At 35.8% G+C, this 21,840-nt stretch carries 22 protein-coding genes and 2 other annotated features (1 of these 24 only partly in view); of the genes, 5 read left to right on the top strand and 17 right to left on the bottom strand.

Going from position 1 to position 21,840, the window contains the following annotated elements; genetic code table 11:
- Positions 1-6: 6 nt before the first annotated feature.
- Both ACXKY9_RS08455 and ACXKY9_RS08450 read right to left on the bottom strand, forming a co-directional pair.
- Positions 7-651, bottom strand: a complete 645-nt coding sequence (locus ACXKY9_RS08455; protein ID WP_000390208.1) for a LytTR family DNA-binding domain-containing protein — start codon at positions 649-651, stop codon at positions 7-9.
- 293 nt (positions 652-944) lie between these two features.
- Positions 945-1,868, bottom strand: coding sequence for an alpha/beta hydrolase (locus ACXKY9_RS08450; protein ID WP_001102598.1), 924 nt, complete (start codon positions 1,866-1,868; stop codon positions 945-947).
- 207 nt (positions 1,869-2,075) lie between these two features.
- Here ACXKY9_RS08450 and ACXKY9_RS08445 point away from each other — a divergent pair, with 207 nt between their 5' ends.
- Positions 2,076-2,837 (top strand): DODA-type extradiol aromatic ring-opening family dioxygenase, encoded by a 762-nt coding sequence (locus tag ACXKY9_RS08445; protein ID WP_000982910.1) that lies wholly within the window; start codon positions 2,076-2,078, stop codon positions 2,835-2,837.
- Between the two features lie 48 nt (positions 2,838-2,885).
- Here ACXKY9_RS08445 and ACXKY9_RS08440 read toward each other — a convergent pair whose 3' ends face one another.
- From ACXKY9_RS08440 to ACXKY9_RS08430, 3 genes are all read right to left on the bottom strand, one after another.
- Positions 2,886-4,100, bottom strand: a complete 1,215-nt coding sequence (locus ACXKY9_RS08440) for a multidrug efflux MFS transporter (RefSeq protein ID WP_000179299.1) — start codon at positions 4,098-4,100, stop codon at positions 2,886-2,888.
- Positions 4,101-4,267: 167 nt separating this feature from the next.
- Positions 4,268-5,128: a GNAT family N-acetyltransferase gene (locus ACXKY9_RS08435; RefSeq protein WP_000390851.1), complete on the bottom strand. Its 861-nt coding sequence runs from the start codon at positions 5,126-5,128 to the stop codon at positions 4,268-4,270.
- 18 nt (positions 5,129-5,146) lie between these two features.
- A complete protein-coding gene (locus ACXKY9_RS08430; protein ID WP_000236039.1) occupies positions 5,147-5,863 on the bottom strand; it encodes a DUF554 domain-containing protein in 717 nt (238 codons plus the stop codon).
- A gap of 204 nt (positions 5,864-6,067) precedes the next feature.
- Between ACXKY9_RS08430 and ACXKY9_RS08425 the strand changes: the two genes are divergently transcribed.
- Together ACXKY9_RS08425 and ACXKY9_RS08420 are read left to right on the top strand one after the other, a co-directional pair.
- Complete coding sequence (locus ACXKY9_RS08425; RefSeq protein WP_000854542.1) at positions 6,068-7,171, top strand: CapA family protein; 1,104 nt, start codon at positions 6,068-6,070, stop codon at positions 7,169-7,171.
- Between the two features lie 52 nt (positions 7,172-7,223).
- Positions 7,224-7,451 carry a hypothetical protein gene (locus ACXKY9_RS08420; RefSeq protein ID WP_000916802.1) on the top strand — a complete coding sequence of 76 codons (228 nt, stop codon included), beginning with the start codon at positions 7,224-7,226 and terminating at the stop codon, positions 7,449-7,451.
- A gap of 80 nt (positions 7,452-7,531) precedes the next feature.
- On the opposite strand, the gene ilvA is transcribed toward ACXKY9_RS08420, so the two are convergent.
- From ilvA to ilvE, 6 genes are read right to left on the bottom strand one after another with little or no spacing between them, the layout of a single operon-like run.
- Positions 7,532-8,794, bottom strand: coding sequence for a threonine ammonia-lyase IlvA (gene ilvA, locus ACXKY9_RS08415; RefSeq protein ID WP_000250323.1), 1,263 nt, complete (start codon positions 8,792-8,794; stop codon positions 7,532-7,534).
- A 31-nt stretch (positions 8,795-8,825) separates the two neighbouring features.
- On the bottom strand, positions 8,826-10,499 hold the full coding sequence (ilvD, locus tag ACXKY9_RS08410) for a dihydroxy-acid dehydratase (RefSeq protein WP_001255833.1): 1,674 nt from the start codon (positions 10,497-10,499) through the stop codon (positions 8,826-8,828).
- A gap of 46 nt (positions 10,500-10,545) precedes the next feature.
- A complete protein-coding gene (gene ilvC / locus ACXKY9_RS08405) occupies positions 10,546-11,553 on the bottom strand; it encodes a ketol-acid reductoisomerase (RefSeq protein WP_000861139.1) in 1,008 nt (335 codons plus the stop codon).
- 14 nt (positions 11,554-11,567) lie between these two features.
- On the bottom strand, positions 11,568-11,798 hold the full coding sequence (locus ACXKY9_RS08400) for an ACT domain-containing protein (protein WP_000019916.1): 231 nt from the start codon (positions 11,796-11,798) through the stop codon (positions 11,568-11,570).
- Complete coding sequence (gene ilvB / locus ACXKY9_RS08395; RefSeq protein ID WP_000813474.1) at positions 11,795-13,510, bottom strand: acetolactate synthase large subunit; 1,716 nt, start codon at positions 13,508-13,510, stop codon at positions 11,795-11,797. Before ilvB ends, ACXKY9_RS08400 begins: the two co-directional genes overlap by 4 nt.
- 22 nt (positions 13,511-13,532) lie before the next feature.
- Positions 13,533-14,432, bottom strand: coding sequence for a branched-chain-amino-acid transaminase (gene ilvE, locus ACXKY9_RS08390; RefSeq protein ID WP_000528156.1), 900 nt, complete (start codon positions 14,430-14,432; stop codon positions 13,533-13,535).
- A gap of 149 nt (positions 14,433-14,581) precedes the next feature.
- Positions 14,582-14,821: a binding site (T-box leader), on the bottom strand.
- 545 nt (positions 14,822-15,366) lie between these two features.
- Between ilvE and ACXKY9_RS08385 the strand changes: the two genes are divergently transcribed.
- On the top strand, positions 15,367-16,125 hold the full coding sequence (locus ACXKY9_RS08385) for an SDR family oxidoreductase (protein ID WP_000911808.1): 759 nt from the start codon (positions 15,367-15,369) through the stop codon (positions 16,123-16,125).
- A gap of 90 nt (positions 16,126-16,215) precedes the next feature.
- Positions 16,216-16,752, top strand: a complete 537-nt coding sequence (msrA, locus tag ACXKY9_RS08380) for a peptide-methionine (S)-S-oxide reductase MsrA (protein ID WP_001291863.1) — start codon at positions 16,216-16,218, stop codon at positions 16,750-16,752.
- A gap of 163 nt (positions 16,753-16,915) precedes the next feature.
- Here msrA and ACXKY9_RS08375 read toward each other — a convergent pair whose 3' ends face one another.
- From ACXKY9_RS08375 to ACXKY9_RS08350, 6 genes are all read right to left on the bottom strand, one after another.
- Complete coding sequence (locus ACXKY9_RS08375; protein ID WP_000913386.1) at positions 16,916-17,116, bottom strand: hypothetical protein; 201 nt, start codon at positions 17,114-17,116, stop codon at positions 16,916-16,918.
- 222 nt (positions 17,117-17,338) lie between these two features.
- Positions 17,339-17,806 carry an RCC1 domain-containing protein gene (locus tag ACXKY9_RS08370; protein ID WP_000385086.1) on the bottom strand — a complete coding sequence of 156 codons (468 nt, stop codon included), beginning with the start codon at positions 17,804-17,806 and terminating at the stop codon, positions 17,339-17,341.
- A gap of 142 nt (positions 17,807-17,948) precedes the next feature.
- Positions 17,949-18,590: a FusB/FusC family EF-G-binding protein gene (locus tag ACXKY9_RS08365; protein ID WP_000387073.1), complete on the bottom strand. Its 642-nt coding sequence runs from the start codon at positions 18,588-18,590 to the stop codon at positions 17,949-17,951.
- A gap of 110 nt (positions 18,591-18,700) precedes the next feature.
- Complete coding sequence (locus tag ACXKY9_RS08360) at positions 18,701-19,387, bottom strand: DUF421 domain-containing protein (RefSeq protein WP_001015535.1); 687 nt, start codon at positions 19,385-19,387, stop codon at positions 18,701-18,703.
- Between the two features lie 160 nt (positions 19,388-19,547).
- Entirely contained in the window at positions 19,548-19,811 is a 264-nt protein-coding gene (locus tag ACXKY9_RS08355) for a CD3324 family protein (RefSeq protein WP_000878325.1), read from the bottom strand.
- Between the two features lie 369 nt (positions 19,812-20,180).
- A complete protein-coding gene (locus tag ACXKY9_RS08350) occupies positions 20,181-21,518 on the bottom strand; it encodes a sodium-dependent transporter (RefSeq protein ID WP_001088198.1) in 1,338 nt (445 codons plus the stop codon).
- A gap of 299 nt (positions 21,519-21,817) precedes the next feature.
- Positions 21,818-21,840: a binding site (T-box leader), on the bottom strand (it continues 200 nt past the right edge of the window).

The following is a 21,840-nucleotide window of genomic DNA, read 5'->3' as shown; positions in this document are numbered from 1 at the left end:
AAAAATTTAGAATCCTAGAAGCTTACGGAAATAACTAGCGTATGATTGACTAACTGGTACTCTCTCACCATTATCCATCGAAAGTACAAAAGTAGAATGGGTATCAGGATAAATCGCTTTAATATGATTAACATTTACAATAAATGAACGGTGACATCTAATAAATGAATCTTTAGGAAGCAAGTATTCGAATTCTTGCAGAGAGTATTTATGTGTTCCTGATAACTCTTCTGAATTCACGTACGTCTTTTTATCTTTAGCCTCTAAATACATAACCTTTGAAAAAGGAACCGGAATCCAGCCATCTGTTGTTTTTAAAGTAACGACTGACTTTCCATCCGTTAAAGCTGGATAAATTGCCGTTACGCACCCTTCAAGCTTTCCATTGTTTGAAAATGGTACAGCCATTCCATGATAAGGAATACCAAAAACATCCCGATTCATAAACTCAGATGTTTTTTGATTCATCACCATCGCTTTATGAGCAATCGTTCCTTCCTTTATAGAATCCCCAGCGCTAATCTTTAAATCAATTCGTTTACTTGGCCGATAGTAAATATATTCTTTCGTATTCGAAACAGCAATTGAAATTTCATCTGAAAATAATTCACCAACAACATCTAGTAATAAACCTAATGTTCTATCTTCCATTCTATTAACACCTCATTCACTATTATACTACTATTATGAACGAGCATCTGTTGCTTTATAAAAAGTTTGATTTTAAATTATTTTTAAAATTAGTTTTATTCACTATTACTTCGTTACTACAAAAAGCCTCACTTCAGAAAAGTGAGGTTTCCTCTCATACAATATTTCTTTATTTTTTAACGACTATAGAATAAGATTTATTTTTTATTAAGTAAAGTGAATTTAAGAATTTATTGCCCGTATTTCTGTAAAATAAATAATCCCAAACTACAAACAGTTTGGGATTATCTTTCTCATTTATTATGCGCATCTAACCAAGAAATTAAATCTTTAAATACTTCATCCTTATTTACTTCATGAAACATTTCATGTCTACCATTTTCATATAAACGTAGTGTCACGTCTTTCACACCACATTTTTTATAGTTTTCATATACTTCTTTTACACCTTTCCCCATATCGCCAACAGGATCACGATCACCAGAAAATATATGTATTGGAAGATTCTTTGGCGTCTTCTTGTATTCTTCTAGTTTATTTACTTCTAATACACCAGAAAATAATTCTCGGTAAAAACTCGTCGTACAAATGAAACCACATAACGGATCCGCAATATATTTATCAACTTGATTATTATCTGAAGATAACCAATCAAATTTTGTACGATTTGGCTTAAAGTTCGAATTGAAGTTTCCGAAAGATAAAAAGTTTAGCATTGGACTTTTCGTTTTTGCACCACGCAATTTCATTTCGATTGTTGCTACTTTATGACCAATAGCTCCTAAAAGCCCTGGATTTCCACCTGTTCCTGAAATCAGAAATCCATCATATAATTCGCCTCTAAGTTGCACAGCACGTCTTGATAAAAAAGAACCCATACTATGGCCAAGTAAAAATAACGGGCATGTCTGCTCTTTTCTTACCGTTTCTGATACAAAAATAACATCAGACACAGCCTCATTCCAACCTACATTTGGTTTAAAATGACCATAATCTTCTTCTCTTTTCACTGTTTTCCCATGACCTTTATGATCATGTGCATAAACACCATACCCTGCTTCTAATAACGCAGCAATAAAGTCTGTATAAACACCTGCATGTTCTGTCATACCATGTGCAATTTGAATAATCCCTTTCGGTTTACCTTCTGGCAACCACTTGCGTAAATAAATTTCTGATCCATCCAATGCCGTAACGAAACTTTCCTGTACGTTCATTTCGTCAGCTCCCAACTCTATTATGTATCTTTAAAAATGAATATCGATTCATTTTTCTTACTATGTATTATATGCAATTGCCTTCATTATGACAAATGACTACCTTTTCCAATTAGCTCAATAACTATTATGTTGACGAATCGAAAATAAAATTATATAGTTACTTACATAAAGTAACTGTATAATTTTTAGGAGGTTTCTACTATTATGATGCCATCATTATTTTTAGCACATGGTTCGCCTATGCTCGCTATTCAAGATACAGACTATACACGATTTTTAAAAACACTTGGAGAAACATATAAACCGAAAGCAATTGTCATTTTCACTGCTCACTGGGAAAGTGAAGTATTAACGATTTCCTCATCAGATAACGAGTATGAAACAATTTATGATTTTGGAGGTTTTCCCCCTGAGTTATACGAAATCAAATATCGTGCGAAAGGCTCTTCTAGCATTGCATCTATGTTAGAAACAAAATTTAAGAACAAAGGTATTTCAGTCCATCATAATATGACGAGAGGTTTAGATCATGGTTCATGGACACTCCTGCACCGCATGTATCCAGAAGCAAATATTCCTGTCGTGCAAATATCAGTCAATCCATTCCTTTCTGCAAAAGAACAATTTGAAATTGGAGAAGCACTTAAAGGACTCGGACAAGAAGATATTTTAGTAATCGGGAGTGGTGTTACCGTCCATAACTTACGAGCTTTGAAATGGAATCAAACTACACCTGAAAAATGGGCAATTGAATTTGATGATTGGATTATTAAACATATGCAGCATAACGATAAAGATGCATTGTTTAATTGGGAGAAAAATGCTCCTCATGCACAATTAGCAGTACCAAGAGCAGAACATTTTGTTCCTTTATTTATCGCTATGGGAAGTGGTGAAAATAGCGGTGAAGTCATTCACCGTAGTTATGAGCTTGGTACATTAAGCTATCTATGTCTTAAATTTTAAAGAAAAGGATGAAGCAATCATTGCTTCACCCTTTTTTTATTCACTAAGTTAACTAACTTCCAAATGTTGTTTCTCTGATACCTCTTCGTTCTTATTATGAAAATAAACCCAGATACACGCAATAAATAGTAGTGATGATGTAGAGAGGAAAACATATTGGAAGCCTGCATGTGCTGCAATTTGCCCCCCGAGCACTGGACCAATCATATTTCCTAAAAACTGAAATGATTGATTATATCCAAATATCCGTCCCGTAACATGGGTTGGTGTATGTTGTTTTAGTAGAGTTTGTACGGAAGGTAATAATCCTGCTTGTGCGATACCTAATAAAAATCGAAGAATTAATAGGTGCCAAGCTGAGGTTACAAATGCTTGCGGGATAAAAATAATTCCTGCAGCAAATAACGCTACAACTAACGTTTTTTGAGGACCGATATGATCTGATAATCTTCCTAGTCTTGGTGCTGCCAAAATAACGGCTAATCCTGTTGCTGACATAACTGCTCCCGCAATTGTTTCAATATGTGCAGTATGAGGACCTACTAAATTTTTCACGTACAATGTAACAATTGGTTGAACTGACATATTAGCAAGTTGAATAATAAATGTTGTTACAAATAAACTAATAATTAAATGCTTCGCTGGGACCATCGTCCATACTTTTTTCGGCTGTGTTTTTTTTGCTTGAGCAGAGTGATTTTCTTCATGCAAGAAGAAAAAAACGATGAGAAAGGAAAGGAATAAAAAAGCTCCTGTAACAAGAAAGACATGACGCATTCCAATTAACTCAGACAAATATCCACCAAGTAATGGACCAAGTAAAGAACCGCTCACGCCACCAGTTGAAATTGTAGAAATTGCCCAACCTGAATGTTCTTTCGGAGTTTCTGCTGCAATAAATGTCATTGCGGTTGAAAGGAAACCAGATACTGCTCCCATTAAAAATCTTAGTGCGACTAATTGATATACATCCGTTACAAACCCCATAAGCGTCATAATAATCGCCATACCGAGGCTAGCACGAATAAGCATCAGTTTCCGTCCATGTATATCACCAAGCTTTCCCCATATTGGCGATACGATCGCACCCATTAAAAATGTTACACCAAATGCAAGTCCCGACCACTGTGCAATACTTGAAGTGCCAGTTACTCCTAATTCCTCAATATAAAAAGATAAGAAAGGAATTACTAAACTCATACCGGCTGCAGTGGTAAAACAACCTAGCCAACAAATCATTAAATTTCGTTTCCAGCTGGCCATTTTCACACCTTCTTTCTTTAGATACCCATTCTACACCCTTTCTTGTAAAAAGTTTAGTAATTTGCTTTTTATGCAAGATTTACTACAAAACCCGCTATTTTCTAGTAAAAACCACTACATCTCTACATCATTTTCATAATAAAACCAACTCCTCTATATGAAGTTGGTTACTTATTATCTATCGGTATTAAACGAGCATTACAATTTCTCTCGTAAAACTCAATGGGACCTGCTTGTCCAATAATCGCATATTCATATCCATCTTGCTTCATATTATATAAACAATGATACAATAATTCTTTTCCTACACCTTTCACACGATTTTGTTTCGCTATGCCCATTGGACCAAACAATCCTTTCTTTCCTCTCACTACATCGTAACAGGCGAAACCAACTATTACTTCCTCCTGCTGTGCAATATAGATAGGTAACTTTTCATTATATGTCCGATATCCGTAATCAACCGACTGTAACCACCGTTCACCAAATTCAGCCGCCACAAATCGTGATAACTTATCAAAATCAGAAGGACTAGCTCTTCTTACATGACAAAATAATGTATTATAAATAGATTTAAAACTATTTAAATCAACCGCTAAGTCTCTCGGTGCAGCTGTAATACGTAATATATCTTTTTGCATTTGTGTATGTATAAATTCACCAATATCTGTATCTACACGAAATAATGCATACATAACATGTCCTTCATTGATTACTACTTGCTGAAAGCGTTCCATACGTTTCTTCGCTATTTGTAAAATTTCTATCGCCTTATAAGATAGTTTATATTGTCCTATTTTTTTATACTCTTGATGATGTAAATCGAATCGTTTTCGTAACGAAAGTTTTTCTAAAAAATCTGGACCGACTTTATGAAACAAATACATAAATAACTCAGCGCAAACTCCTGTACCTTCTTTACACATACCTATGAACAGATGGACTGGTTGAATTATGTTATACTCACTCTCTTCTGCTGCAATCTCCAATATTTTATGCACACGTTTTGTAAATTGAAATTCCTCCATATGTGTTTCCACCCTCTACTAATTTACTAACAAACCGTAACCATAAATAATTGAAACAATTACACCTACTACCAATATACCTGGAAGTAAATTTGCCACCTTGATTTTAATAATACTAAGCAAGTTCAATCCAATAGCAGATATCATAATGCCGCCCGTAGCCGTCATCTCCACTATAAATTGGTTCATTAATTCTTCCGGGACAAAACTATTAATTTGTGTTGCAAAAACTGCAATACCACCTTCATATAAAACAACTGGAATCGCCGAAAATACTACGCCAATTCCTAGAGTTGTCGTTAATATAATAGAAATAAATCCATCGATAATTGCCTTGGTAAATAAAATATTATGATTTCCGCGAATCCCACTGTCAAGTGCACCAAGTATCCCCATCGCACCAATTGCAAAAATTAAAGTAGCTGTTACAAAACCTTCTGATATGCTTCCTTTCCCCTTCGATCCAACTTTATTTTCTAGCCAATCCCCTAAATTTTTTAACTTTTCTTCTAATTGTAACCACTCTCCAATTACCGTACCAATCACTAAACTCAGTATGACAACAAGAAAGTTTTCACTTTTTAATGCCATTTGAAGCCCAAGCACAGTAACCGCTAAACCGATTGCGTGCATTATCGTCCCTTTCATACTTTCTGGAATCCTACTAAATAATTTACCAAGTAAAGTACCAAATATAATACAAATTCCATTTACAACTGCTCCTAATATAACCATTTCTCATTCTTCACCCTTCGAATTCTTTATTTCTATATTTTGGTTTATACATTGATTTACAGGTTATCTATATGTTAACTTAATATTGAGAATATTAACAAATGTTTTCCACTACATAACCCGCTGTTTTTTTGTAACTTTAATTACCTTTAATAGATTCAGTGTTAATTTAATTGCGGGATAATATTAAAAGGGAAGGTATATATGAAAACTTTACTAAAACGATTTTTGTTAATAGCCTTTTTCATTACACCGATTGTTTTATTAATCAATTACTCTTTTATTTCAAAAGCAAAAGACAAACCCGATTTACAAAACAAATCTAGTAAAACCGCTTCAAAAAGCGAAAAGAAAATAGAAGACCAAGAAATCACACTCACCTTCTCTGGTGATACAATGTTTGATTGGCAATTACGTCCTATAATCGAAAAGAATGGGGCTGATTACCCATTCCAACATGTAAAAGAAGAAATAAAAAAAGCTGATATTTCTTTTGTGAATTTAGAATCGGCATTTACAACGAAAGAAAAGAAAGCACCTGGGCAACTCTTTTGGATTAAAAGTGATCCATCTACACTACAAGCTATTAAAAACACTGGATATGACATCGTAAATATTGGGAATAACCACACACTTGATTATGGGCAAGATGGATTATTAGATACGATTTCTCACGTAGAAAAATTAAAGTTCCCTTACATTGGAGCCGGAAAAAATGCGAAAGATACATATACAGCACGAGAAATGACCGTAAAAGGGAAAAAGTTTAAATTTCTTTCCTTCGTTCGATTTATGCCTGATTCTAATTGGGTAGCTGGTGAGAATAAACCTGGCGTTGCGAATGGCTATGATTTAAATCTTGTAACAAAAACAATTAAAGAACAAAAACAAGATGCAGACTATTTAATCGTCTATATGCATTGGGGCGTTGAAAAATCAAACCGTCCGGTAGAATACCAAAAGCAATATGTACCTAAAATGGTTGAAGCAGGAGCTAACGCGATTGTCGGAAGCCATCCACATTGGTTACAAGGGTTTGAGTATTATAATAAAGTTCCTATCGCTTACTCATTAGGTAACTTTTTATTCCCAAGTTATGTGAATGGAAAAAGCGCCGAAACTGGCGTATTAACTTTAACTTTTAAAGGAAAGGATGTCCAAATGTCATTCAATCCTTATATCATTCGCAACAACCAAGTTTCCCCTGTAAATGAGGAAGAAAAGAAAAAAGCTCTTCAATATTTACAAACAATTTCAACTGATGTAGAAATTGATGATACAGGGAAAATAAAAAATAAACGAAACTAGACAGCTCAAGATCTATTTCTCTGTAATCTACTTTACAGAATAGGTGATAAACATGCTGAAAAACTTATTAGAAAATGTAAGTTTGTTAGAAAATATTTATAAAATGTCTATAGCCGTTCTACTTTTATGTTCAGTTTTTTCTGTTAGATTTCTAAAAAAAATAAAACGCGAACGAAAACTTACTACCTTTGAATTTACTATGTATGTAATTATTCGCATTGCGATATTTTTTTGGTTAACTAGCTTTATTCTTCTTGAATTTAATGAGTATCTAGTTTAACTATAAAAAAGATAGAACAAGCACTATATTTCTTTGCTTGTATCTATCTTTTTTATTTAGATGCTTATTCTTCCCTTCTATTAAATAAGCAAATCAAACAAAACAGGGTTTTTATTAAGCTCCATAAATTGAATATTATTTTCTTTAAAGCGAGTAATTAATTGCTCATAATCTTCTTTATGTTTTAACTCTACTCCGACTAATGCTGGACCATTTTCCTTATTATGTTTCTTAATATACTCAAAACGAGTAATATCATCTTCTGGCCCCAATCCTTTATCAAGAAATTCTCTTAACGCGCCTGAACGCTGTGGGAATTCAATGATGAAATAATGCTTTAACCCTTCGTAAATGAGAGATCGTTCTTTCATTTCTTGCATTCTATCAATGTCATTATTTCCACCACTTAGCGTACATACAACTGTTTTACCTTTTATTTCATCCCTGTATAAATCAAGTGCTGCAATAGAGAGTGCACCAGCCGGTTCAGCTACAATCGCATTTTTCTTATACAGTTCTAAAATCGTCGTACAAACTTTCCCCTCTGGTACTAAAACGATGTCATCAATTACATCTTTACAAGTTTCAAAAGTTAACTTTCCTACCTTTTTAACCGCTGCCCCATCAACAAAACTATCTATTTTCTCTAATGCGACATTATCATTTTGAAGAAAAGCCTCTTTCATAGAGGCAGCTCCCATCGGTTCTACACCAATAACCTTTGTAGTAGGACTAACACCTTTTACATATGTACCAACACCTGATGCTAATCCACCACCGCCGATTGCCGTAAAGATATAATCAACCGGTTTCTCCATATCATGCATAATTTCAACTGCCACTGTCCCTTGACCAGCAACTACATACGGATCATCAAACGGATGAACAAATGTCATTCTATTTTCTTCACAATAACACTGTGCTTCTTGGAAAGAGCTATCGAATGTATCACCAACTAATACAATCTCTGCGAAATCACCACCGAAAAATTGTACTTGTGATACTTTTTGTTTCGGTGTTGTTGTGGGCATAAATATTTTCGACGGAATCTTCAATAAATTACATGTATAAGCAACTCCTTGCGCATGATTACCAGCACTTGCACAAACAACACCGTTTTGTAACTTTTCTTTCGGTAAACTTTGAATCAAATTGTATGCACCACGAATTTTGAAAGAGCGAATTAATTGTAAATCTTCTCGTTTTACATAAACGTCACAATCATATTTCTCAGATAAAACTGTATCACGTTGTAACGGTGTTTTAATAACGATATCTTTCATGCAATTATGAGCCATTAAGATATCTTCAATTTTCACTCTCTCCTTTACCTTTTGCACCATTATATATCATCCTTATCTCTTTTAAATTGGCTCAATCAAAATGTGGGATTTTCAGAACAGCCCCTGTATTCGCCGATGTTACCATTTGTGCATAACGTCCAAGCCAGCCAGTTTTCACTTTCGGTTCTGGTCGTTTCCATTCTTTTTTACGCTTATCTAATTCTTCATTACTCACTCTTACTTCTAGCAAGCGTTCTTCAACATCAATACATACAATATCCCCTTGTTCAAGAAGTGCGATTGTTCCACCAGCTGCTGCTTCTGGTGAAATATGTCCTACTGAAATTCCACGTGAAGCTCCAGAGAAACGTCCATCCGTTAATAATGCAACCTCAGCACCTAATCCCATTCCAGCAATTGCTGATGTTGGTGCTAACATTTCTGGCATACCAGGGCCACCTCTTGGTCCTTCGTAACGAATGACAACTACATCTCCTTTTTTCACTTTCCCAAGCATAATGCCAGCAAGTGCCTCATCTTGTGAATTAAAAATAACGCAAGGTCCTTCAAAACGCTTTACCTCTGTTGCACCGCTTTTAATAACCGCTCCATCTTTCGCAAGGTTGCCTTTTAATATACGCAATCCTCCTTCCTCACTATGAGGGTTTTCAAGAGAGTGAATAACTTCCTTATCTTTAATCTCTGCCTCAGCAATATTTTCTCTTAATGTTTGCCCAGTAGCAGTTATTCGATCAAGATGAAGTACTCCTTCTTTCCGGCTCATCTCTTTCAAAATTGCACTAATCCCGCCCGCACGATCAATATCTTCCATATGCCAATTGGAAGCAGGGCTTACTTTACATAAATGTGGTACACGTCTTGAAACGGCATCAATACGGTTCATATCGTAATCTAATCCAGCCTCTTGCGCGAGCGCCAATGTATGCAACACTGTATTTGTTGAACCGCCCATCGCCATATCAAGCGCAAACGCATCATCAATTGCTTCTTCCGTTACAATGTCTCTTGGTTTAATATCTCTTTCAATTAAAATTTTCAATTTCTCTGCTGCTTGTTTAATTAACTCTTCACGTCTTGGATCAATTGCTAAAATACTCCCGTTACCAGGAAGAGCTAAACCTAACACTTCACATAAACAATTCATAGAGTTCGCGGTAAACATACCCGAACAAGAGCCACAAGATGGACAGCCATGATCTTCAATATCTTTTAATTCTTCTTCTGAAATTTTCCCAGATTGATAAGCTCCTACTCCTTCAAAAACGGAACTCAGATCAACAACTTCTCCTTTAGATGTTTTTCCTGCTGCCATTGGGCCGCCTGAAACAAACACAGTCGGAATATTAATACGTAGTGCAGCCATCATCATACCTGGTGTAATTTTGTCACAGTTTGGAATACAAATCATGCCGTCAAACCAGTGTGCATTTACAACCGTTTCTACTGAATCTGCAATTATTTCACGACTCGGAAGAGAATAACGCATACCGATATGTCCCATCGCAATACCATCGTCAACTCCAATTGTATTGAATTCGAATGGTACCATACCTGCCTCACGAACTGCCTCTTTTACAAGTTTCCCAAACTCGTTCAAGTGTTTATGCCCTGGAATAATTTCAATAAAAGAATTACAAATCGCTATGAAAGGTTTATCAAAATCTTCATCTTTCAAACCAGTTGCTTTTAATAAACTACGGTGCGGCGCTTTATCAAAACCTTTTTTAATCATGTCACTTCTCATCTTGTCAAATCCCCTCTTACATATTTTTCATTTATACTCTCTTACTCTATTTCTTTACTAATTCTTTCGGTGCATGAATCCAACTCATCATTTCACGAAGCTCTGCTCCCACTTTTTCTAATTGATGATTTTGTTCTGCTTTTTTCATTGCGTTATACGTCGGACGCCCTGCTTGATTTTCTAAAATCCATTTCTTCGCAAATTCACCTTGCTGAATTTCTGTCAGAACACGCTTCATTTCCTTCTTCGTTTCATCTGTAACAATTCTCGATCCTGTTACATAATCTCCAAATTCTGCCGTATCTGAAATAGAATGGCGCATATTCGTTAATCCACCTTCGTACATTAAGTCAACAATTAGCTTTAATTCATGCAAACATTCAAAGTATGCAATTTCAGGACGATATCCACCTTCCGTTAACGTTTCGAACCCGGCCTTCACAAGTGCAGTTACCCCGCCGCAAAGTACAGCTTGCTCACCGAATAAATCCGTTTCGGTTTCTTCTTGGAATGTCGTTTCAATTACACCCGCACGTGTACAACCTACACCTTTTGCATACGCTAATGCTACATGTAGCGCTGTTCCCGTCGCATCTTGATGCACTGCGACTAATGCCGGAACACCATTTCCTTCTTGATATACACGGCGAACGAGATGACCTGGACTTTTTGGCGCAACCATTGCTACATCTACGTAACTTGGCGGATTAATTTGGCCGAAGTGAATGTTAAATCCATGTGAGAAAAGTAACATTTGTCCTTCACGGAGATTCTCTTCTACTTCTGATTTATATACATGTGCTTGCTGTTCATCTGGCAATAACATTTGTACAACTTGTGCGGTTCGAACCGCTTCTGAAACAGACATTACTTCAAATCCATCTACTTTTGCTACTTCATACGATTTACCAGGTCTAACACCAACTACAACTTCCACACCTGAATCACGTAAATTTTGTGCCTGCGCATGCCCTTGAGATCCATAACCAATTACCGCAACTGTTTTCCCTTGTAATAACTCTACATTTGCATCTTTCTCATAATACGTTTTCATACTCCATACACCCCTTATAATTTATTTACTTGCAGTACATCAATTAATTTTTTCAACTGACTAACAAGTAATGTCGCTTCATTTTCAGTACAAACTGCTGTGAGTTTCATTTCAGAAACGCCACTCGTATCTCTTTCGTTTAAATGTAAAGAAGAAATATAATAGCCACGCCGAGCAAAAATTCCACTTATACGTAATAAGACACTTGGCTCGTTATGAATAACGAGTGAAAAAGTATGACTCATTCTTCCCACCTCTTCATAATCATTTCGTTATTCCCTTTGTTTGGCGGAACCATCGGAAATACGTTTTCACCTTCTTCTACACAAAAATCAACTACGACAGGACCTTCGTGAGCAAATGCTTCTAACACCACTTGTTTCGCCTCTGTTGAATTTGTCGCCCTTAATCCCTTCACTCCATAAGCTTCTGCCACTTTCACAAAATCTGGTGAGCCAATTTTTGACTCTGATAAACGATTTTCATAAAACATTTCTTGCCATTGCCTTACCATCCCTAAAAATCTGTTATTTATAATAAATACTTTTACAGGGATGTTATTTTCAGCAATTGTTTGTAGTTCTTGAATGTTCATTTGAAAAGAAGCATCACCTGCAATACAAACGACGAGTTCTTCTTCTTTTGCAAGCTGAGCACCAATTGCCGCTGGGAACCCAAACCCCATTGTTCCTAATCCTCCAGAGGTAAGGAACGTCCGAGGTTTTCTTGCTTTATAGAAGTGAGCAGCCCACATTTGATGCTGTCCTACTTCTGTTGTGACAATCGCTTCACCATTCGTTAATTCACTTACTAAGTTGATCACATGCTGTGGTTTTAACTCAGATTCTTTTTGCTTATAAGAAAGTGGATATTCTTCTTTCCATGCCTTTACTTTCTGAAGCCATTCATCTGTTTGTGTATAAATAGACATATGTAACAACATGTGTAACGCTTTTTTCACATCACCAACAATCGGATGCTCTACAGTTACATTTTTATGAAACTCAGAAGGATCAATATCAATATGTACTTTTTTCGAGTGCGGAGAAAAAAGTTCTAATTTCCCTGTTACACGATCATCGAAGCGAACACCTAATGCAAGTAGTAAATCACATTCTGTTACCGCCATATTAGCAGCGTATGTCCCATGCATACCAAGCATCCCTAGAAACAATGGATCTCCCGGTGGATATGCACCAAGTCCCATTAAAGTTGAAACGACTGGAATACGGTTCTCCCTTGCGAATTCGAAGAGTTCATCGGATCCACCTGAATGAATGACACCTCCTCCAATATAAAGAAGTGGACGCTTTGATTTTGAAATTGCTTTAGCCACCTCTCTAAGTTTCATGCTGTCTGGTACAAGTTCTGGTTTGTACCCCGGAATATCAACTTCTTCATTAAAGAAACTGGTGACTTTTGCATTTTGAACATCTTTTGGAATATCGATTAATACTGGTCCCGGTCGTCCGCTTTTGGCGATGTAAAAAGCTTCTTGCACAATTCGTGATACATGATTTACATCACGAACTTGGTAATTATGCTTCGTAACAGGTACTGTAATTCCGACAACATCCGCTTCTTGAAATCCATCTTTACCAATTAAAGGCGTTGCAACTTGGCCGGTAATGACAACTAAAGGAATCGAATCCATATAAGCGTCTGCTAAGCCCGTAACTAAATTTGTCGCCCCTGGGCCAGAGGTAGCAAAGACTACCCCGACCTTCCCAGAAGCTCTCGCATATCCTTCAGCCGCATGAATGGCAGCTTGTTCATGACGAGTTAAAACATGTTTCAAACCACTTTCGTATAACGCATCGTATACTGGTAAAATCGCTCCGCCTGGATAGCCGAAAACGGTCGTTACACCCAATTTCTTCAAACCTTGAATCACGTGCCCAGCGCCTGTCATTTCTTCACACTGTAACTTCTCATACGCTGTATACTGCTGCTTCATTTCAATTAACTCCTCTCCTTATTTATGCTAAGCTTTCCGTCAGCCCGGGAACACGTACTCCTCTTTCTCTCGTTAATTTTTTAAATTCTTCGGTCAATTGTTTCGTTACACTTCCTGGTTTCCCATCTCCAATTTCTCTCGAATCAACTTTTACAACTGGAATTAACTCCGCTGCTGTTCCTGTTAAAAATACTTCATCCGCTACATATACGTCATGGCGAGTGAATGGTCTTTCCTCACACGGAATACTCAGTCGTTCACATAGCTCGATAACACTATTTCTCGTAATACCTTCTAATGCCCCTAAATAGGATGGCGGGGTTAATACTTTTCCATCTTTCACAACGAAAACATTATCGCCAGAACCTTCACAAACATATCCTTGTTGATTTAACATAAGAGCCTCTAACACTCCTGCTTGTGCCGCCTCAATTTTTACAAGTACGTTATTTAAATAATTCATTGACTTAATACGTGGATCTAACGCGTCTGGCGTATTACGTCTTGATGCAACAGATACAACGCTTAGCCCATTATCATAAAATTCTTGTGGAAATAACTTTAATTGTTCTGCAATGATAATTACGCTCGGCTTCACACAACTTCTCGGATCGAGTCCTAAGTCACCTTTTCCTCTTGAGACAATTAAGCGAATATAAGCATCAGCGTATTCATTTTTTTGGAGTGTATGTAAAACTGCTTCTTCCATTTCTTCTACCGTCATTGGAATTGTTAGTAAAATAGATTTCGCTGATTCATACAATCGTTTCACATGTTCTTTTAAACAAAATACATTTCCTCCGTAACTACGAATCCCTTCAAATACACCGTCTCCGTATAAAAAACCGTGATCATACACTGAAACAACTGCCTTTTCTTTTTCTACAAATTCCCCATTCATGTAAATGTACTGGTTTCCCATCTCACATCGCTCCTCTTTTTTCTCTATTTTTGCAATCTATTTCTACATCGATTGCTGAGATGAGTAATTTTAACAGAATATTCAGTATATAAACCTTAAAAATATACTCGTCTCAACAATCGATTACTTACATACTTGTAGCAATCCATTGCTGAGACGAGGGAATCGTGGTACCACTCAGCTTCCTTATACTTCTCACGAAATATAAGCTCTGCAAGTCCAATTAGACTTTTGTTTTTCTATCGGGAACAACCCCGCTACTTTTTACTAGTTTTCAAAAGTAGTGCTCCAAGGTGATTTTCAATGAGTGAATTGTTACCACCCTCACAGCCTCGGGGCAGCTCTCTGAAACAATCTTTATCATTTACTCTCCTCTTCTACGCATTCTCTTCTTCTATTTTTAAAAATAAAAACTCTCGCCTCAGCAATCAACTACTACAATTTAGTAGCTTTGATTGCTGAGGCGAGAGTTTCGCGTTACCACTCAGCTTCCTTATACTTCTCACGAAATATAAGCTTTGTAGGTCCAATCAGACCTCCGTCCTTTTACCGGAGACGATGCCGCCGCCCTCTACTCAGTTTCCCTTTCGCAAGCGATGCTCCGAGGTGATCTTCAATGATTCGATTGTTACTACCCTCACAGCCTTGGAGTAGCTCTCTGAAACGATCATAATCATCTACTTTCCTCTTCTTTGCATATACAACATATAAAGTTAGAAAATTCTTAATTAACTTTTATTTGTTACACGTATTATAGGACGTTGTTCTTTTCGTTGTCAACATGTTTTCTCAAAAAAATCAAAATTCATTCTATTTATTTTTTCTCAAATCAAAATTGGAATGCATTACTTACATACACTCATATATTACTTAAGTATGTTTGCATTACTACATAAAGAAAAACTTATAAAGTTTATGAGGAGATGAGGAAACTATGTTAAAAGGGAAAGTAGCGTTAGTTACAGGAGCAAGCCGAGGAATTGGACGAGCGATCGCTAAACGTTTAGCAAATGACGGTGCATTGGTTGCTGTTCATTACGGTAATCGAAAAGATGACGCTGAAGAAACTGTTCATGAAATTCGATCAGATGGTGGCCAAGCTTTTTCTATCGGCGCAAATTTAGAATCCTTACACGGTGTAGAAAACCTTTATAACGCTTTAGATACTGAATTACAAAAGCGCACTGGTGAAACACAATTTGATATTTTAATAAACAATGCTGGCATTGGTCCTGGTGCTTTTATTGAAGAAACGACTGAACAATTTTTTGATAGAATGTTTTCAGTAAATGCAAAAGCACCATTCTTTATCATTCAACAAGCACTGCCACGTTTACGTGACAATAGCCGAATTATTAATATTTCATCCGCTGCCACCCGCATTTCTTTACCTGATTTTGTTGCATATAGTATGACGAAAGGCGCTATTAATACAATGACTTTTACGCTAGCAAAACAGCTTGGAGCACGAGGAATAACGGTGAATGCAATACTTCCAGGATTTATTAAAACAGATATGAATGCAGAACTCTTGAGCGACCCGATGATGAAGCAGTACGCTACTACTATTTCCGCTTTCAATCGCTTAGGTGAAGTAGAAGACATTGCCGATACTGCTGCATTCCTTGCTTCTCCAGACAGCCGCTGGGTAACTGGACAATTAATTGATGTGAGCGGAGGATCTTGTTTATAAAAAACATATATTTTCAAATCTTTTTTATTGCGCAATAAAACAATTTATATAATACTATATAAAACATATACATTTAGGAGGATTACAGCAATGTCCGAAAAAACATACGAACTCGCAACCTTCGCAGGCGGTTGCTTTTGGTGCATGGTAAAACCATTTGATGAACTTCCTGGTATTCATAAAGTACTTTCTGGCTATGCAGGAGGTCATGTAGAAAACCCAACATATGAACAAGTAAAAGCTGGAATATCTGGACATTTAGAAGTTGTTCAAATTACATTCGATCCTTCTATTTTTCCTTATCAGAAATTACTAGACTTATATTGGCCACAAATCGATCCAACTGATGATGGCGGACAATTTTTTGACCGTGGTCCATCTTATCGTACCGCTATTTTTTATCATAACGAAACACAAAAAGGGCTTGCTGAAAAATCAAAACAAGCTCTTACAGAAAGCGGTATGTTTAAAGATCCAATCGTGACTGAAATTCGCCCTGCTGCACCTTTTTACGCAGCAGAGGAATACCACCAACATTTCTATAAAAAGAATCCAGAGAAATATGCTACTGAGCAAAAGGAATCTGGTCGTGAAGACTTTATTAAAGAAAATTGGCAAAAAAAATAATAAAAACGCATCGTGCTTTTTTAATACGATGCGTTTTTATTTTTGATAAAAGTACCATACAATGATGAGAACAACCGCTGTTAATGCCCAAAGCGCTACTTCATTTTTCACTCTACTCTTTTTCTTAGTCATTTCATCTCCTCCTAATAGCAATACAACGTATTCAAGATTTCCTCTGTTTCATTGTCCACCTTATATACATAAATACATCCTTACCAATCCTTATAACAAGACCACCAATAATTCCGATTGCAATTGAAATTACTAACATCTGTCCAAAGCTAAAAGAATTTGTGTACGTTATGTAGAGAACGATACATATAAGTAAAACATCCGGTAAAGAAAGCAAAAACTTTTTAAGCATTTCTTTATCTCCTCTATACTTTATTTATATCTTCTACTGTAATTTTGAAATATAGTTTGTTCAAAAATTCCATTTAGACCCTCATTTTATGAAAAATAATAAGAATCCCTTTTCAAAAGAGATTCTTATTCAGTAGATTTAAGTTTAATTATTTTCTACATATCCTATTCCATAATTACTCCTAAAATAGAATAATATTACTAATCATTTATTGTAAATTGACTATTTGCCAGGCAACCGAATGTCGCGCCAGCTACCTACATCGCATTGGCCAAATTCATTATTACCTACCGCGACTACCGTGCCGTCTGATTTTAGTCCGACTGTATGTGCACAACCAGCCGCTATCGCTACAATATCGCGCCAATCGCTTACGTTACATTGACCATACTCATTCCAGCCCACTGCCACCACGGTACCGTCTGATTTTAGTCCAATTGTATGATTCGTACCAACTGCTATTGCTACAATATTTATCCAGCCACTTACATCACACTGGTTATGTTTATCATTCCCCACTGCGACTGCTTCAATATCTCGCCAGCCACTTGCATTACATTCCCCTTCTTTATTCCGGCCCACTGCTACTACCGTGCCATCCGATTTAAGGCCAACAGTATGACAACGCCCCGCCGCTATCATATCTTTGGGCCATCGCTTCACTTTTTCTTTCGATAAAAGGTAATCCATGTTTTACCTCCTTGCATATAAGCAACTGTATCATAATAGATATTTTTATCAAATTTCATTATAAATCTACATTTACAAAGAAAGCTTATTTTACTTCTTCAAAAAATAAAAACCTCCAGTTTAAATACTAGAGGTTTTCTCGTTATTTCTTCAAGCGGTCAATAAAATCGTTCAATTTATCTAGCGATTTCATATTCTGATTGCAAGCTACACCATCTTTGCAAATGTAGTTTCCCTTTTTAACGAAAGTTCCTGGTACATCGCCTTTAATTTCAACTAAAAACATTCCTACTTCTTCATGCCCATGACATAATGAACAAATGCTTTTTTTATTTAAACTTTGGAACGTTCCTTGCAGACCAACAAATTTATTTTTATCATTTTTCGCTATAATAAATTTCCTGCTTGATCCCTTATCAATCCAGCTTAAATAAGATATTTCTTTCATATCCATTTCTTCCATATCAGGAAGTTTTAACTTTTTTGCCTTAGGAAATAACTTTTTTAATGTTTGTGCTGTAACTTCTTGAAACGGAATTACATACGGATTTATTTTCATTAAAAATGACTCTGCATCTTCTCTATTTTGAACTGTTAATACCGTATCAATTAACTCTTTCTGTTCATCCGTTAAATTCTCAAATACATGTATTATCTTTTCAATCGCAAGCGATTTTAACGCTTGAATTACACCTCTATCATTTGCCGTTGCATGCCCGTTTGCTAAAATATAAGCTTGTGATTTTATAAAATTATATTGATCACTTCTAATAAACGCTTCCATCTTTATCACTCCATACAAATTGTTGATCTAGTTTTATTGTATACAATGATTACGTTTTTTGATATGTAAAAGATAACTTAGAAACAAACATTACATATATCACTTATTCTCTACCGCTGCATTTCCTGACAAAAGAAGCCATCATCCGTTTTCCATTCCGCATATAATACGTCTTCAAATTTAGTAATTCCTTTTTGCTTTATTTGTTTATAAAGCCACCCTTCATCAAATCCCGCTTCCCTCAAATTATCCTTAACTACTTTTCCATCACTAATTAATGAAATTGGTAAGTATACAGGCTTATGTTTTAAACTTAAATCATTTACAGTAGGAGATTCGTATTTACTTTTTTTCAAAACGCTTATGTTTCCGTTAGGTTCCAATATCATATATTCAACTTCTCGGATTGAAAATATATCTTTTTGTTGCCTAAGCATTTGTTGTAATTGGTTTATATCCAAATGATTTACGCTTAATTGTTCACGATCAATCTTTCCATTACGAATAATAATTGAAGGATATCCTTCAAAAAACCTTCTTGTCCCTCTTACTTTTTGTGTTATCACTTCAATAGTATAAATTAAAATTACCCAAACAAATACTGAATATAAAATAGACCATACTTTAATTTTAGGATCATATATTGAATTTCCAACGAGCTCACCTAGGACGATTGCAGAAATAAAATCAAAGGGCGTTAGCTGAGATATTTGTGTTTTCCCTAATATTTTTGTAGCAATTAATAGAACAAAAAAACCAATTAAAAGCTCTATCGTTATTTGTCCAATATGATTCATATATGTTCACCTTTCTACTCTTCAAATGTTCTGTATAGCATTTAATAAAAAAACGGCACATTTTTTCTATTATCATGCCCGTTCACACTTCATATATCCAATACATATAAAACAAAAAGAGTCTGATTCAAAGTAATATATGAATCAGACTCTTTTCCTCTTATTTAGAATACACAATCTTTTTAATCGTTTCCCCAGAAAGAAAATATTCTTCTGCAAGTTGATGAATAGCAATCCCACTTTTAAACGCTTCTTTAATTGCTTTATTTCTTTCATCTAATTGTTTTCTTCCGCCAGATCGTGTACCCCATTTATAATGTTTCGTTTCTTGTTTCGGAATGTAAATTGTTTCACCTTGTATATACTTTTGAATTTCAGTAATTAAACTCTCCGGTAAAACAGCATTAGCTTTTACGTATTTCATTTCTGCTCGCCCCTTATTTTTTATGGTTCATTTCAATAAGGTGCAAAGCCAAATATAAAAAATGATACGAGCTCATATAGGCGATTGTATATTACTTGTCTACCTCACGCAAAGTATCGCCATTTCCATACTTGGCTTTGCATGAGACGTTGCAGTGTCTGGCAATTGAATTATAATCGCCATATAAACACCTCCTAATATACCTTTTGCATTTTATTATATGATAAATTCCTTCTCCTTGCATCCACACCCTTCTTAAAGCACGAAATTTTATCTAAGAAGGGCTATCAGTTCGTAACAGTAAATGAATTGCAAAAAAGAGCAAAATAAAAAGGTAGCGTATCTTTGTATGATACGCTACCTTTCTTTTTATATAATGCCAAGTACATTTAAGAATACGATAATAATCGCAATTGGTGCGATATAACGAAGTAAGAATAACCATAATACGAATAGTTTATAACCTTTATTTTTACTTACACCTAGCTCTTTCATTAATACATCTTTCTTCATTTTTAAAGGAACAAAGATAGAAACTAATAATACACCAAGTGGCATTAATACGTTACTTACTGCATAGTCCGCTAAATCAAAGACTGTCTTCCCGAAAATCTTCAGATCACTTAATATACCGAATGATAATGCTGATGGTACCCCAACAACGAAGATTAATAACCCTACGATTAAGGCCATTTTTTCACGTTTCCCTTTACCTTTTGATGTTAACGATGCGACACTAATTTCTAACATCGAAATTGCTGATGTAATCGTAGCGAAGAAGAATAATAATAAGAAAACGATGAAGAATAATTTTCCGAATGCCATTTTACTGAAAATAGCTGGCAATACGATAAATAATAGTCCCGGTCCTTGAGATGGTTCCATTCCAAATGCGAACACAACTGGGAAAATTGCAAGTCCTGCAAGTAATGTAATAACAAGAGTTAAGGCTACGATAGAAAATGCTGAACGTGGTAAGCTTTCTTCTTTCGGTAAGTATGAGCTATACGTTACCATAACGGCTACCCCAACAGATAATGAGAAGAACGATTGCCCCATTGCGTATAAAATAACTTCTGATGTTACATGTGAGAAATCAGGTTGTAAGAAGAAACGAACTCCTTCTCCAGCACCATCTAACGTAAGTGCACGAACGATTGATACAAAGAATAAAACGAATAGTGCTGGCATGAAATATTTATTTACTTTTTCAACACCATTTTGTACACCTTTACTTACGATAAAAATAGTAATAAGGATGAATAATAGCTGTGATCCAACTGCTAAATATGGATTGGAAATGATTTCACCAAACGTAGCTTCGTATGCTCCATTTCCTTCCCATAGTCTACCTGTAATCGCATTCCATAAATATAATAAAATCCAGCCTCCTACAACACTGTAGAAAGAAAGTAATATGAAACATGTTACAATTCCTAATTTACCTAACCAAGGCCATAACGTTTTAGGAGCAATCTCTCTATATGCATCAACAGCCTCTTTTTGTGTACTTCTTCCAATAACAAATTCAGCTAATAATAGCGGTAAACCAATTAATAATGTGAAACCGATGAAAATTAGGAAGAACGCTCCGCCTCCTCCAATGCCGGCCATATATGGGAATTTCCAAATCGCCCCAAGACCAATTGCCGAACCTGCTGCAGCTAATACGAAACCTAATTTCGATGTCCATTGCTGTGAATTCATTTGTTAATCTCCTCTCTATCTCTTTTTCTTTGTTACAATTCGGTATTTATATTGTTCTATCAATACTTTTTTCTAATACGTTCACTTCCTCCCTAATAATAAAAAAACGCCCCTACGTAAATACGTAGGGACGACAAAAATATCGCGGTACCACCCTAGTTGTGAAGAACACTAAGAAACCACCTAAATAAAAACGCCCCTACGCAAAAACGTAGGGACGATAAAATATCGCGGTACCACCCTAGTTATGAAGCCACACCAAAGTTAGGACCTAAATAAAAAACGTCCCTACGTAAATACGTAGGGACGATAAATATCGCGG

The sequence above is a fragment of the Bacillus sp. 2175 genome, from assembly GCF_057812155.1.
Note: the sequence above shows the minus strand (reverse complement) of the source record. Positions and strands in the feature narration are given on the sequence as shown.